At 61.4% G+C, this 14,840-nt stretch carries 11 protein-coding genes; 7 read left to right on the top strand and 4 right to left on the bottom strand.

From position 1 onward, the window contains the following. A partial coding sequence (locus VGG64_22305; GenBank protein HEY1602351.1) for a hypothetical protein occupies positions 1 to 2,135 on the top strand: 2,135 nt, incomplete at its 5' end. Between the two features lie 71 nt (positions 2,136 to 2,206). Then, on the top strand, positions 2,207 to 3,820 hold the full coding sequence (locus VGG64_22300; GenBank protein HEY1602350.1) for a PQQ-binding-like beta-propeller repeat protein: 1,614 nt from the start codon (positions 2,207 to 2,209) through the stop codon (positions 3,818 to 3,820). Between the two features lie 36 nt (positions 3,821 to 3,856). Here VGG64_22300 and VGG64_22295 read toward each other — a convergent pair whose 3' ends face one another. Next, on the bottom strand, positions 3,857 to 4,261 hold the full coding sequence (locus tag VGG64_22295; GenBank protein ID HEY1602349.1) for a metalloregulator ArsR/SmtB family transcription factor: 405 nt from the start codon (positions 4,259 to 4,261) through the stop codon (positions 3,857 to 3,859). 66 nt (positions 4,262 to 4,327) lie between these two features. On the opposite strand from VGG64_22295, the gene VGG64_22290 reads away from it, so the two are divergent. After that, positions 4,328 to 4,477, top strand: coding sequence for a hypothetical protein (locus VGG64_22290; GenBank protein ID HEY1602348.1), 150 nt, complete (start codon positions 4,328 to 4,330; stop codon positions 4,475 to 4,477). A 214-nt stretch (positions 4,478 to 4,691) separates the two neighbouring features. Here VGG64_22290 and VGG64_22285 read toward each other — a convergent pair whose 3' ends face one another. Then, a complete protein-coding gene (locus VGG64_22285) occupies positions 4,692 to 5,069 on the bottom strand; it encodes a hypothetical protein (GenBank protein ID HEY1602347.1) in 378 nt (125 codons plus the stop codon). Positions 5,070 to 5,082: 13 nt separating this feature from the next. Beyond that, positions 5,083 to 6,393, bottom strand: a complete 1,311-nt coding sequence (locus VGG64_22280; GenBank protein HEY1602346.1) for an amidohydrolase — start codon at positions 6,391 to 6,393, stop codon at positions 5,083 to 5,085. A 923-nt stretch (positions 6,394 to 7,316) separates the two neighbouring features. Here VGG64_22280 and cphA point away from each other — a divergent pair. Continuing rightward, positions 7,317 to 10,037 (top strand): cyanophycin synthetase, encoded by a 2,721-nt coding sequence (gene cphA, locus VGG64_22275; GenBank protein ID HEY1602345.1) that lies wholly within the window; start codon positions 7,317 to 7,319, stop codon positions 10,035 to 10,037. A gap of 141 nt (positions 10,038 to 10,178) precedes the next feature. Here cphA and cysC read toward each other — a convergent pair whose 3' ends face one another. Further along, the gene (cysC, locus tag VGG64_22270) at positions 10,179 to 10,832 is read right to left on the bottom strand and encodes an adenylyl-sulfate kinase (GenBank protein ID HEY1602344.1); all 654 of its coding nucleotides are present in this window, start codon (positions 10,830 to 10,832) and stop codon (positions 10,179 to 10,181) included. A gap of 247 nt (positions 10,833 to 11,079) precedes the next feature. On the opposite strand from cysC, the gene VGG64_22265 reads away from it, so the two are divergent. The 3 genes from VGG64_22265 to VGG64_22255 all read left to right on the top strand — a co-directional run bounded on the left by VGG64_22265 (position 11,080) and on the right by VGG64_22255 (position 14,793). After that, complete coding sequence (locus VGG64_22265; GenBank protein ID HEY1602343.1) at positions 11,080 to 11,955, top strand: phosphatidate cytidylyltransferase; 876 nt, start codon at positions 11,080 to 11,082, stop codon at positions 11,953 to 11,955. 224 nt (positions 11,956 to 12,179) lie between these two features. Beyond that, the gene (locus tag VGG64_22260) at positions 12,180 to 13,136 is read left to right on the top strand and encodes a PhoH family protein (protein HEY1602342.1); all 957 of its coding nucleotides are present in this window, start codon (positions 12,180 to 12,182) and stop codon (positions 13,134 to 13,136) included. 130 nt (positions 13,137 to 13,266) lie between these two features. After that, entirely contained in the window at positions 13,267 to 14,793 is a 1,527-nt protein-coding gene (locus tag VGG64_22255) for an HDIG domain-containing protein (GenBank protein HEY1602341.1), read from the top strand. Positions 14,794 to 14,840: the final 47 nt, after the last annotated feature.

Here is a 14,840-nt window from a genome sequence, read left to right as displayed (position 1 = left end):
CCAAGGCTGGGGGCAAATACGACGACCGGCCGGTCGACCTGATCGATATCGTGACGCTGAACTGCGATCTGGAACTGAGCTACCTGGTGCCCGGCGTGCATGCCACGGCCACCGGACTGGACGACGAGAAGTTTCCCGAGCCCATCAACGCCGAACGACCGCATGCGGCCGACGAACGCTGCAGCGCCTTTGCCGCGACCGGTCCGGCCACCGCCAATGGCGAGATCGTCTTCGGCCACATCACGATGTGCGGTCTGGCCGACGCACATCATTACAACATCTGGCTCGACCTGCAGCCCAAGGCCGGCCGTCGCATCGTCATGCAAAGTTACCCCGGCGGCATCATGAGCGGCCTGGACTACTACCTGAACGACGCCGGTCTGCTGGTCCTGGAAACCACGATCCGGCAGACAGATTTCGACATCACGGGCCTGGCTTTGGCCTCGCGCATCCGTCGCGCTGTGCAATACGCCGAGTCGATCGATAAAGCGATCGAGATTCTCTCCACGGCGAACAATGGCCTGTACTCGAACGAATGGATGCTGGCCGATATCAAGACCGGCGAGATCGCGATGTTCGAGATGGGGACCCATGCCAGCCGGTTATGGCGTAGCAGCCGCAACGAATGGCCCGGCGGCACGCGGGGCTTTTACTGGGGTTGCAACAACGCCAAAGACATGGAAGTCCGCAAGGAATCATTGCCAACCTTGGGCGGCAAGCCGGGCAACCTGGTGCTGCATCCCTCGGATCGAGATCGCACCTGGCTGCGTTTGTTTCGCGAACAGCAGGGCAAGATAACCGCCGATTTCGGTTTCGCGGCGTTTACCACGCCCCCCTTGGTTGGATTCCCCTCGTGCGACGCCAAATTCACCACCACCAAACTGGCCAAGGAAATGAAGAGTTGGGCCCTGTTTGGCCCTCCGCTGGGTCGTGCCTGGACGCCCACGGAGCACGACCGCGAACACTGCCCCGGTCTGCAACCACTCATGAGCAACGATTGGACGCTGCTCTCGGTCGACGCAGTCGCCAAGGCCCCCGAGCAACCTCCCGTCTTGGCCGACGCGACCCCGTTTCCAGAGGAAAAGGAAGATCGGTTTGAGAAGCCTGTGGCGCTAGCCGCCGCCTGGCGCGGCACGCTGCTACCGAAGAGCGATGCCGACACGTGGCTGGCCGCCGGACATGCCGGTTACGAACACATCGTTGCGCTCGAGAAGGCGTTGACAATCGCCGCCAAAGGGGAACCGCTCGATCGCGGAGCGCAGGATCACCTCGAAGTCGCGTTGTTCGGGCGACGGTCGCAATGGCTGACCGCGGCAGCCCGTGCCGGACGCGATGTGCCGCTGGCGGATACGCACTTCGATTGGGAGCATGGCGACTGGTATCACGTGGCCGCCGGCAAGGGGGTGATGTTGCTCGCCGCCTTGCGCCAAGAATTGGGGGCTGAGGTGTTCGACAAGCTGATGGACGACTTCGGTCAGGCGCATGCCGGGCAGGAAGTGAGCACGGCTGAATTCCGTGCCGCCGCCGAGCAGGCTTGCGGCCGCTCACTGGACGCATTCTTTACTCCCTGGCTCAGCCAGACCGATACGACGGCCCAGACGGGCGCCGGCTTCTGGTCGATCGATTCCTTCGAGGAAGAGCCTGAAAAAGCGCTGATCGTTTATGGCACCTTAGGCGATCGTGCCGCACAGCGCGAAGCGGCCGACGCGCTGGCCCAGAAAATTACCCGGCACTGGAGCAACGTGCTGATTCCGGCCAAGTCAGATTCTGAAGTTAGCGAGGCTGATCTCAAAGAGCACCACGTGCTGCTGGTCGGCCGGCCCGAAACCAATGCGATTTCGGCCCGTTTCAAAGACGCGCTGCCCGTCATGTTTTCGCCTGGCTCGTTTGTCGTCCGCGGCGAGACGTATGCCAATGCGCGCTCGGCCGTTATCACGGCCGGCGCAAATCCGCAGAACTCCCGTTATTCCGTGGTGCTGTACGCCGGGCTAGGTGCCGACTCCACCGGCCGTGCCATCAGCGAACTTCCTGACGACGATCCCTACACGGCCCAGGCTATGGTATTTCCGGCCCACAAACGCGCGCACCGGTTGTGCGTGACGCCGCCAACCGCGCAGGTCGCCCGCGACCAATAACGCTACCCACCGCCAGGCATCCCACCGGCTACTGCCTGAACATCGCTTACCACGACGGAACCCATCCGCGCATGCGAATGATCTTGCTATTTTTGCTCGCCACTTTGCCGGCTTGCCTGCCCACGTTGGCTGACGAGATCGACAAGAAATACCCGCTCGGCGACCAACTCCGCGTGCTGGCCGAAGACGCCGAAAGCCCGGCCTTTCACAAGTTGGTCATGGAGATGTTGATCACCGACCTGGGGGCCGAGTGGCAGCGTGTCGAGACGCTGGATAATGCCGAGAGCTTCGCCGAGACGCATGGCGGCATGGATAAGGTGCAGACCGATCCCGACCTGCGAGCGGCCTACGACCGCCGCGTGGCCATTCGCGAGAAGTTCTTGAACGTGATGCGCGACGGTTACGCGCATTACAAGCTGCAAGCCCCCTTCGACCGCGGCGCGAAGTCCGAAAAGGCCGGCACGATCAAGCGCGGCGCCGCAACGACCGACGTACCGATTTCCATCGAACTTCCTTCGCCTGGCTCGGAACAGCAATGGCCTCGTTTTCGCGGACCCGACGGGCAAGGGCATAGCATGGCCCATGACTTGCCAACTCGCTGGTCGGAGACGGAAAACATCGTTTGGCGCACGCCCCTACCCGGCGCGGGGAATTCATCGCCCGTGATCTGGAACGATCGCATCTTTCTCACCAGTGCAGGGGATAAGGGCGCCGACCGCGCGCTGCACTGCGTGGCGCGCGAGGACGGCAGGCTGCTCTGGAGCCGCACGATTCCGGTGCACGAGGTCGAACCCAATGTGCGCGACAAGAACGGTTATGCGTCAGCCACGCCCGTGACCGATGGCGAGCGCGTGATCGCGTTTTTAGGTGCCGGGGGACTCGTTTGTTACGACTTCGAGGGGAACCTGGTTTGGCATTACCCGATGCCGGATGTGTTCGACACTACCTGGGGCACCGGCGCGAGCCCGCTGTTGTTCGAGAATTCGGTGATCCTGGTACACGATCAAAACAAGAACGATTCCGTGTTCTTGGCGCTCGACAAACGCACTGGACAGGTGTTGTGGAAGCGCGAGCGGGCGAAATCCATGGGCTGGTCAACACCGCTGGTGCTGCGCGTCGACGATCGGGACGAACTGGTCTACGCAGGCGGTCAGACATTGAAGGGATACGATCCACGGACGGGCGAAGAACTGTGGTCGCTGAAGGGTCCCACGGTCGAGGTGATTCCCACCGTCGTCGTGGGTCCGCATATGATCTTCACGGCCTCGGGGCGGCAGGGACCGACTTTGGGTGTACATCCTGGCGGACGCGGTGATATTACCGACACGCATCTGGCGTGGCGCGCCGTGCGCGGCGGACCCCATGTTCCGTCGCCTATCTATTACGACGGGCGGCTGTACACCGTGAACGATACGGGGATCGCCACTTGCCTGGACGCCGAGAGTGGCGAGATGGTCTGGCAGTCGCGCATCCGCGACAAGTTCTCTGCCTCGCCCATCGAGGCCCAGGGGCTGCTCTATTTTCCCAGCGAGTCGGGCGTGACGTTCGTCGTCCGGCCGGGAAACAAGCTCGACATCGTTGCGGAAAATGATCTCGGATCGCCGATTCTGGCATCTCCTGCAGCGGTCGGGGACCGGCTCTATCTGCGTACGACCACCGAGCTGGTTGCGATCGGAACCAAGTAAGCATTCCGCCCGGCAATCGCACTGCGCCCGTGGGCTCTAGACCATCGCACCCGAGGGCGCGTAGCTGAGCACGTAGTCCTCGAAGCGGATGCGCCGCTCGTCCTTGGGCACGGCCGCGAATACCGTGTCCAGCAGCGTCTCGAATCGATCGGGGAGAATCCGGTAGAAATTATGCTTCCCCTCGCGGCGCGATTCGATCAGCCCGGCCACGCGCAAAAGCGCTAAATGATGGCTCACTGCCGGCTGGCTTTGGGCCAGCATGTCGCACAGGGCGCGAACGTGCAATTCGTGGTCTTGCGTCAGATAGAGCAAGACCCGCAAACGCGTCTCGTCCGAGAGCAACTTGAAGACCTTGGCCAGATCCTTGACGACGCCGTCGGGTACGCGAGGCGAAGCAGCCCGAGCCGACGATAATGGCGAATCGCTAAGCTTGCTGATCATCTTTTTCTTCCGAGCTTTGCCGTTGTGAGGAGGTTTGGTGAAACCGTTCACCGTCGAGCCTTTCCAATGTTTGGCCGCGCGTTGCCGGGACAGAAACCGTCCAGCACAAACGATCCTCCACCGCAAAAACTTCGCTTCGAGACGCGCGACACCAATGGTCGCGCGCTCACCGCAGTCATGCGGGTCAGCATGCGCAAAGACATGGGCACGAAATAAATGTGTTCGACGAAACTGAGAGAAGAGATCGTCGTTCGAGCAACCGCCGGAGCAAACCGCAGAACACGGTTTCTATACTTAATGCTCCCCACGCCGGCGGGCTGCCGTACGACAGTGGCTCATTGTACTGAGGCGCCACGGACGCGCAAAGCATCCGAATGCGATTTTCCCGCGGATTCCTTCCCCAATGAGCCCCGCAAATGCTAGCGAAAGCCTACGGCTCTCGGGCGTCGGGCTTCTGTCCCGGCGCCCTGGGATCACGGCTTTGCCGCCAGATCCCCACGCCCAGGAAGGTCAGAAAGGCAAACACGAACGACCCGATCAACAGGCTCACTAACCGAACCGAGCCGAAGTGGTCCCGCATCAGGATCAGCGCCGGGGGTTCGTCGCTTTTCACCGGCCGCCGCTCGACGGCTTGACCTGGTTCGATCGGCCGGCGTGTTTCCTCGGCCCAGTCACGCCAGGCGGCGACGGTCTGCTCGTCCCCCATCCGTGCAAGCACGGCCTCGCGTGCTTGGCGTAAACCCCACAAAATGGCCACGATTGTTGTCAGGTATCCGGCCAACCCTAGCATTAACGACCGACGCGTCATGGGCGACTCCGCCTTAGGAAGGTTTCTTGGGCGGCAACAAATCCATGACGACCGAGGCCATCGCCGTGACGCCCGTGACCAATGTTTCTTCGGCGTCAGGATAGTAGAGCTGCGAGTGCAGCGACGGCGGCTTCTGGTCAATCCGCTTTAATCCGGCCAGGCGTTGAGCATCGACCGACCCCAATTGAAACATGAAAATCGGCACGCCGGCCAGTCCGTATTCGCTGTAGTCTTCGCCTCCCATCGAGGCCTCGGTCGCAACAACCTTGTCTTCCCCCAACACACGTTTGAACACGGGCAGCACACGCTCGACCAACTTGGCATCGTTGAACATGGCCGGAGTGCCCTCCGAGATCGCGATCGTGGGCTCGGGGGCGCCGGCCCCGGCGGCCACGGCCTTGGCCTTGCGCTCGATGGCCGCCAGCAAATGCTTGCGTACGTCGTCGCTGAAGCTGCGCACCGTGATCTGCAAATGGCAGCTGTCGCCAATGATATTGTGCTTCGAGCCGCCATGAATCGAGCCCACCGTAATAACCGCTGGCTCGGTGGGCTTGATCTCGCGACTGACTATTGTTTGCAAGTCCAGTACCAGATGCGCGGCCTGCACGATCGGGTCTATAGTGGCATGCGGGTAGGCGCCATGTCCGCCGCGCCCGCGGACCGTGATATCGACGCTATCTACATTGGCCAAGGCATAACCGGAGCGATATCCGACGCTACCCGCCGCCAGCGTACCGTCGACGTGCAAGGCTAATGAGAAATCGGGTTTGAAGAATCGTTCGAAGCAACCATCTTGGATCATGCGTTTGGCGCCCGAGCCGCGTTCTTCGGCGGGCTGACAAAGAAACATCACGGTGCCGCTCCAGCGATCTTTGAAATCGGCCAGGTAATGTGCCACGCCGATCAGGCATGTCATGTGGATATCGTGACCGCAGGCGTGCATGACACCCACTTCGGCGCCGGTGTCGTCCTTGACCTTTACCTTCGACGCATAAGCCAACTGCGTGTTTTCGACCACGGGCAGGGCGTCCATGTCGGCGCGAATCATTAGGCGCGGACCAGGACCATTTTCGAGAATCGCCACGACTCCGGTTCCGCCGATGCCGGTCGTCACCTTGGCACCTACAGCCCGCAGTTCTGCCGCCAACTTGGCAGCTGTTTTCTCCTCGTGGAACGAGAGCTCCGGGGTTTGGTGCAAATCGCGATAGAAACGCACCAATTCTTCGAGTTGTTCGCGCGCCCAAGGTTGTGGCTCGGTAGCAAGCACCAGCGCAGGGAACAAAAAAGAACCAAATACCGCCAGGCTCATGAGGCGACAAATCATGCTAACTCCCATTCACTGACAGAAAAACACACATCCGACCGGCAGTCGGATCGAACCCGTCCGTCTCCGGTCGTGAACCGCATACACGGGTAAGTATGGCTCCCCACCGATCAGGTACAAGCTTGCGAACCGCTGTCGTCGCGGGTGCTCAATTCGAAACGGTTTGGCCGTTGAACTGCCAGTCGGGCGTCCGACTGATCACGACATCGAACTCGGGCAGTGACATTGGCCATTGGCGCAGAGCTGGCCGCTGCCCTGGAGTCGACACTTGTGCCTATGTTGACCGCGATCGAGGGATCTGCAGCAGGCGAGCCTATGGCGGGCGGTCTGGTTTCTTTGGCTGCATTTGCTCCAACCCTTCTGTGCATCGACGCTTAGGGTCGTGAAAAGGAAGGTGCTAGCAACGCCCTCGGTTCGGCCCCCCTGCCGATGTCTGCGATTGCCGGGCAACCGGCCGATGGGCCGGTCGGGAAAATGGGAGGGAAAAATCAGTCGTACAGCGATCGGATCCAGCAACTCGCCTTGCTCCAATCAGAATTGCCTGCAACATTCTTGCTTTCGCCAGTCGTCTGGCGATACGATTGCTGGTAGCCCTCCCGTCGAGGTAGCACGTGGTGCGCAGGATTCCGGGTCATTTCAACCCACACCGACTGCTCGACGAACACCCGCAGAGCGACTTGCCTGCCGCGTCGTCCCAGCGCTAAGGCGCGCGACCAGGCACGACTTCCCCGGCCCCGAAATTGCAATCTCCGATCGATCGCGCAGCAGAAAGTTTGCGCCGAGCTTCAGCGTACAACCGTCCCCCGAATTGGCGTTCTCGAATTGGTTTCTCACGTGCGGCGCAAAACATCCAACGGTGATATCAACCGGCGTGCGCTGCCTTACGTTTGCCTATCAGAAAAGTGGAAAGGCTGACAGCGAGTATGGAAATCCGCAAGGTGTATGCGTTGCGAGGCCCGAACATTTGGGCTTCGTTTCCCGTCTTGGAAGCCATCGTCGACCTGGGGCCTTTCAAGGATTCGCCATCGCACGAGCTGCCCGGCTTCAACGATCGCCTGATGGCGTGGATGCCTTCGCTTGTCGAGCACCGTTGCAGCATCGGCGAGCGCGGCGGGTTTTTTCAACGGCTGCGCAATGGAACGTACCCGGCGCACATCCTGGAACACATCTGCATCGAGCTGCAATGCCTGGCCGGATCGCAAGTGGGATTTGGCAAAGCTCGTGAGCTGCCCGAGGCCGGTGTCTATCGCGTCATCGTTCGCTATCGCGAAGAGGCTGTCGGAAAGGCCGCGCTCGATTTGTCGCAGCGGCTGTTCCTGGCCGCGGTGCATGACCAGCCGTTCGATGTCGATGCCGAGGTCAGCCAACTGCGGTCGCTGCTGCACGAGACACAATTGGGCCCCAGCACGCGGGCGATTGTCGAAGCCGCCGAAGCACGCGGTATACCCACGCGTCGTTTGAACAGTGGCAGCCTGGTGCAACTAGGCTGGGGCGCTCGCGCCCGCCGCATCTGGACAGCCGAGACGGAACAAACCAGCGCCATCGCGGAGACGATCGCCCAGGACAAAGAGCTGACGCGTCGTTTGCTCCGTACCGTCGGGGTTCCGGCCCCGGTCGGGCGAACCGTCGAGGACGCCGAAGACGCCTGGCGTGCCGCCGAGGAAATTGGCGGCGCGGTCGTCGTCAAACCGCAGTATGGCAACCAGGGCCGCGGGGTGACGACCAACCTCACGTCGCGTTCTCAGGTTCTCAAGGCCTACGAGGCGGCCCGGGCCGAGGAATCGACCGTTTTGGTAGAGAGCTTTGCCCCTGGAGACGATTACCGGCTGCTGGTAATTGGCGGCCGGGTGATTGCCGCTGCGCGACGCGAATCGGCACAAGTCACCGGCGACGGCGCGCGAACCGTGGCCCAACTTGTCGAACAAGAGAATAAGAATCCGCATCGCGGCGAGGATCATGCCACGGCCCTTAGCAAGATCAAGCTGGACCCGATCGCGCTGGTGGTCCTGAGCGAGCAAGGCTTTTCGCCTGACTCGGTTCCTCCGGCTGGCAGGCGCGTGCTGATCCGCCGCAACGCGAACCTTAGCACCGGCGGCACGGCAACCGACGTGACGGATCATGTTCACCCCCAGGTGGCAGCCCGAGCGATCGAAGCGGCGCGCGTCGTCGGACTAGACGTGGCGGGCATCGACATCGTGGCCTGCCATATCGATCGTCCACTGGAGGAGCAGAACGGCGTCATTGTCGAAGTCAACGCCGGCCCAGGCCTACGGATGCACATCGAACCATCGGCTGGCAAGTCGCGCCCCGTGGGCGAGGCGATCGTAGGGACGCTGTTCGCCCCTGGCGAAAACGGACGCATTCCGCTCGTGGCCGTCACCGGCACCAACGGCAAGACGACGACCACACGCTGCATTTCACACATCTTGCAGTCGATCGGCAAGCACGTCGGCATGACCTGCACCGAGGGGATATATATCGACCGTCGACGCATTGAAACCGGCGACTGTAGCGGACCGAAGAGTGCACGAACGATTCTTATGAATCCGAAAGTCGATGCCGCCGTGCTGGAAATCGCCCGCGGCGGAGTGTTGCGCGAAGGCTTGGGATTCGATCAGTGTGATGTGGCCGTGGTGACCAACATTGGCGAGGGTGACCATTTGGGCCTGGCTGGCATCGAAACGCTCGACGACATGGCACGCGTCAAACGCACGGCCGTCGAAACGGTTCCTTCTACTGGCTATGCCGTGCTCAAAGCCGACGACAACTATACGGCCGCGATGGGTGAGCATTGCCGTGGTGCGGTGATCTTCTTTTCTCAGGATGGCGACCACGCGGTCATGCAAACGCATCGCCGCGCCGGCGGACGCCTGGCATTTGTGCGGGATAGAAATCTGGTGTTGGCCGTGGGCGCACGCATTGAGCTGCAAATCCCCCTGACCGAGATTCCCGTCACCCGCCAGGGGCGAGTCTCGTTCATGATCGAGAATGCGCTCGCCTCGGCTGCCGCAGTCTGGGCCCTCAATGTGTCGTTCGACGACATCCGTGCAGGGCTGAAGAGCTTTAGCAGCGAATCCGACATGGTGCCCGGCCGCTTTAACGTGCTTTCTGTGGCCGGCGCTACTGTGATCGTCGACTATGGGCACAATGTCTCGGCCCTGACGTCGTTAATTGAAGCCATCGCCGCGTTCCCCCACGAGCGCCGTATGGTGGTGTACTCGGCGGCCGGCGATCGTCGCGACTGCGACATGATCAAACAGGGGCAGATCCTGGGGGATGCCTTTGATCGCGTGGTTCTGTATGAGGATCAGTACAAGCGTGGCCGGGCCGATGGCGAGATCATGCAGCTCATTCGCCAGGGACTGGCCGCCGGAGCGCGCGTGAAGGAGGTCGAGGGCTTTCAGGGTTGCTCGCGCTCGGTCGAGGCATCTTTGGATGCACTTCGCCCGGGCGATCTGTTGTTGATACAAGCCGATACGATCGAGGAGACGCTGATATTTATCCGCGACTACCTGGCGGCTCGTCCCGCGCTCCAGACACCTACCGTTGACGGGGCGGAAGACGAAGGTGGACCGACGCCGGCACCAGCCCTGATCGTCAACCACGGCGCGGCATTCACGGCAGCACGCCCGAAGCCGGCTTGAACCCGGGCGCGCTGGAACCCACGCGCGCCATTACTAACGACCCTCGCGGACGCGCATGTCCAAAATATCTGACGCGCGCATCGGACTACGCATCGGTTGGGATCCGCGCGAGCACAAACAGACGTTTGACAGAATTGCCGACTAGCAGAGCTTGCCGGCTTTTTCCAGATAGGCGATGACTTCGTTGGCCAAAGTCTCGGCGTCCTTCTTGCTGGCATCGAGAGTTAGTTCGGGGCTCTCGGGCGCTTCGTAGGGATCGTCGATGCCGGTGAAACCCTTTAGTTCGCCGGCGCGGGCCTTCTTGTACAGGCCCTTGGGATCGCGCGCTTCACAGATTTCGATGGGCGCGTCGACGAAGATCTCGATGAAATCGCCCGGACGCATCGCAGCCCGCACCGCGTCGCGATCGCGCCGGTAGGGGCTGATGAAGGCCGTCAAAGCCACGACACCGGACTCGCCAAACAGTTTGGCAACCGCGCCGATGCGTCGAATGTTTTCCTCGCGGTCCTGGGCCGAGAAACCGAGCCCAAAGCGCTTGGCGTAATCTTCGCCGTGGCGCTCCTTGAGCATGCCAGGGCCAGCGTTGAGGCCATGCCGCACGTTATCACCATCGAGGACGAAACTGCGCAGGCCACGGGCATGAAGCTTGTGATCCACCAGGTTCGAGATCGTGCTCTTGCCGCAGGCGCTCAACCCTGTGAACCAAACCACGCAACCTTTGTGGCTGTTCAATCGCTCGCGTTCTTCACGGGTGACGCTGTGTTCGTGCCAGGTGACGTTTGTGTCGTGGGCCATGTCGCTTCGAGTCTCCACACATTGTTCGCGGACCGGGCATGGTGCAAACTGCCGATGATACCGCCGACGCTGCGGAGCGAAAAGGGGCCGCCGGGCGTCCTTCGTGCGACCACAACGACGTCCAGCCTGCTGGCAATGGCCACGGTGCCTGATATCCGGCGCTCTTGGGGAGAATCGCAACCCGGGCGGCCGACGTCTATTATGGGGAGGCTGACGGCCCAGGCCCCGACTCGGTACAGTACACCACATGCTTCGCTGGAGAATCCTACTTGGCGTCACGTTCTCAGTCGCTCTGGGCGTCCTGTGCTGGCTCGACACACGTGCCGCAATTCCGGGGGCATGGCTACTGCCAGTGGCCCTACTAATCGCGGGTCTGGGCACGAGTGAGCTCGCCCGTATGCTGGCCCAGCGGGCCACCGCACCGATCGGCTGGGTGGTCCAAGCCGGGAACCTCGCAATGGTTGCCTCGAATTGGGTGCCGCACGTTTGGTCGCAATTCTCACTCGAGCAATGGCTCTGGCCCGCCCTGGCCTTGGCGAGCGCGCTCGTTGTCGCTCTGACGGTGGAAGTGGTTCGTTACACAGAACCGGGAGGGCAGAGCGAGCGACTTGCCGCCACGGCGCTGGTCTTGCTGTACATCGGCTTGCTGCTGAGCTTTGCCGTGCAATTGCGTTTTGCCGGGCCACAGGGAAGTTGGGGCCTGGCGGCCCTGGTCTCCTTGTTGGTCGTGGTCAAGCTTTCGGACATCGGCGCCTATGTCGTTGGCCGGTTAATCGGCCGCCACAAGCTGGCGCCCCGCCTGAGTCCCGGCAAGACTATTGAAGGCGCCGTGGGGGGTCTGCTGTTCTCTACCTGTGGTGCGTGGCTGACGCTGGTCGTGCTTTGGCCTACCCTGAGCGCCACATCGACTCCGCCCGTAGAAGTCTGGCAATGGCTGGGATTCGGACTGACCGTAGGTGTCGCCGGGATGCTCGGCGACCTGGCCGAATCGCTCTTGAAACGCGATTTGGGCCGCAAGGATTCAAGCGACTGGATGCCGGGCTTCGGTGGTGTGCTAGATCTGATCGATTCCGTGCTGGTGGCCGCACCCGTTGCGTATTTATGGTGGAGCTACGGGCTGTAGGGGGTGGACCGTCGAGAGGGGTTAAATCGCGCAGATTTTACACGAGAAGAGCCGTGAGGTAGCTCGCCGGCACCCGGTGAAAATAATGCAAACCTTTCTGCACAAATCACTTACAATGCAATGTACTGACCGGCTGTTCGCAGCCGAGCGTAGTAAGTTATAAAATAGCTGAGGATCAAGATCCTTACCGGTTGCTCCGGCCCTACGGCTGTGGCACTCCCTGAATGACAGAAGCAACCATCTCGGTGGTCGACGCCAAGGCGCTATTGTCGCTGTTTGGCACTCGCGACCAGCATTTGCGCAAGATTCGCGATGCACTGGCCGTCGATATCTCCGCGCGGGACGACCAGATCCGCATTCAGGGTCCCGATAGCGCCGTGGCCCGCGCCACCGAAGTGATCGAACAGTTGAAATCTCTCATACATCGGCAAGGAAGTGTCGAGGCCGAAGAGGTCGCGCGCATTCTTTCCGACGTCGCGGGGCAAGTGCCCAACGGCGCCACGACAGCCATCGAGGTTATGAATGCCGGCCGCAAGGTCGTGCCGCGGACGCCGGGGCAGGCACGCTACGTGCAGACTATCGCCGAGCACGACATCGTGTTTTGTGTTGGACCGGCGGGTACGGGCAAGACCTATTTGGCCGTGGCCATGGCCGTGGCCGCGCTAAAACAAGAGCGTATTCGCAAGATCGTGCTAGTAAGACCGGCGGTCGAGGCCGGCGAGAGCCTGGGCTACTTGCCCGGTGACCTGCAAGCCAAGATCAATCCTTACTTGCGGCCGTTGTTGGATGCGCTGCGGGAAATGATGGATTTCGACCAGATTCGCCGTTACACGGATCAGGACTTGATCGAGGTGATTCCGCTGGCCTACATGCGCGGCCGCACGCTGAATGACGCCTTCATCATTCTGGACGAAGCGCAGAATACGACGGTCGCGCAGATGAAGATGTTTCTCACACGCATGGGACGAGGATCGAAGATAGTCGTCTCGGGCGATACTACACAAATCGATTTGCCGGCACATGCGACAAGCGGCCTGGTCGATGCGATGCGGAGACTGCGACGCATCAAGGGGCTGGCTCAAGTCGCGCTGACTACCGCGGATATCGTGCGCCATCGGTTGGTGCAGGATATCGTGCGTGCGTATGACGAGGGTTCCAAGCGGCAACGTACGACCGCTTGATGAAATAATGTCCACTGGTGCTCGAAAAACTGTTCGCACGTCGCGGGTCGTATCATTCCGACCGCCGCCGGGCCGTCTTGCCCGTTTGTGGGCCAGACTACAGCGGGTCGACGTCCTGCTGCGGATCGGCATGTGTTTGCTGACGGCGGTTCTGCTATTGGCCGTGACCAAGGCCTGGGAACCACCGTTCCTCTACCGCGTGGGGGACGTACTCAGCCAAGATATCGCACTGGTGATTCCCGTCGCCGTCGAAGACCAGCCCAAGTCGCCGGAACTGGTGCGAGCCGGCGAAACGCTCACGCCCGAGACGATCCAGCTGTTGAAGCTCAATCACACGCACGAGGTCTCGCGCCTCTCGCGGGCTCACGGCGTGATTCGCTCGCTGGCGACACTGGGCATGATCTTCGCGCTGTACTCGCTCTGCGGCTACTTCATCTATCATCAGGATCGGCGCCTGCTGAACGACCTGCGCCGCTTTGCCACGTTGCTGTTGTTGGTGATCGTGTCGGCAGCGATGGCGTGCTGGGCGTGGCCTTATCCCTGGCGCGCTGAAATCGTGCCGGTGTTGATCTTCGGCATGACCTGCGGCATCGCGTACAAGCGAGAATTATCGCTGCTGCTGTCGACGTCGCTGTTGGTATTCCTGGGACTGGTGGCCGGTTATCCTTTGGGTGAATTCGTGGTGCTGGTGGGCGCCGCGGCGACATCCATCTTGTTGTTGGGGCGCATCCGCAGCCGCAGCAAATTGATCAAGGTCGGCTTTGTTACCGGTCTGGCCACACTCGCGCTATCACTGATGACCGGCCTGCTGGAAGGTCAATCGCTGGCCGAGCCGCTCTGGAACATTTCCATTCGGCACTCGTTGTGGGCATTCGCGGCCGGCTTTTTTGTGACGGGTCTGCTGCCGTTCATCGAAAGCGTGTTCGGCGTGCTGACCGATATCAGCTTGTTGGAATTGGGCGACGCATCGCATCCGCTGCTGCAAGAACTGGTGCGCCGCGCGCCGGGAACTTACAACCATTCGATCAATGTGGCCTCGATCGCCGAGGCCGCGGCCGAAGCGATCGGCGCTCGTCGCTTGCTGGTGCGCGTGGGTGCCTACTTCCACGACATCGGCAAGATGCTCAAGCCAGGCTACTTCGTCGAGAATCAGGGAGGCGAGGCAAACCGCCACGACTCGCTGGTGCCCGCCATGAGCACACTGATCATCATCGCGCACGTCAAGGACGGTGCCGATCTCGCTCGGCAGCACCATCTGCCCGAACCGGTCGTCGACTTTATCGAGCAGCACCACGGCACGACCTTGGTCGAGTATTTCTATCGGCGGGCGAGCCAACAGAGCGAAACGAATCCCAACGGCGGCTGCGTGCAGGAGGAGGCCTTCCGCTATCCCGGCCCCAAGCCTCAAACGCGCGAGGCCGCGGTGCTAATGCTGGCCGACGCCGTGGAAAGTGCCGCCCGGGCTTTGGTCGAACCAACGCCGGCGCGCATTGAGGGGCTGGTCGAAGATATCGCCATGAAGCGGCTGCTGGACGGCCAATTCGACGAGTGCGGTTTGACGCTCAAGCAATTGCGCATCGTCGAGGATAGTTTGATAAAATCCCTCACGGCCGTGTACCATGGTCGGGTCAAGTACCCCGATCAACGCACGGCCTGAGCGACGGCATGACTGCCTTTGTGGGCATGTTTTGCGAGCCTCACTAA

This window comes from Pirellulales bacterium, from assembly GCA_036490175.1.
In the GTDB taxonomy this organism is placed as follows: Bacteria; Planctomycetota; Planctomycetia; order Pirellulales; family JACPPG01; genus JACPPG01.
Note: the sequence above shows the minus strand (reverse complement) of the source record. Positions and strands in the feature narration are given on the sequence as shown.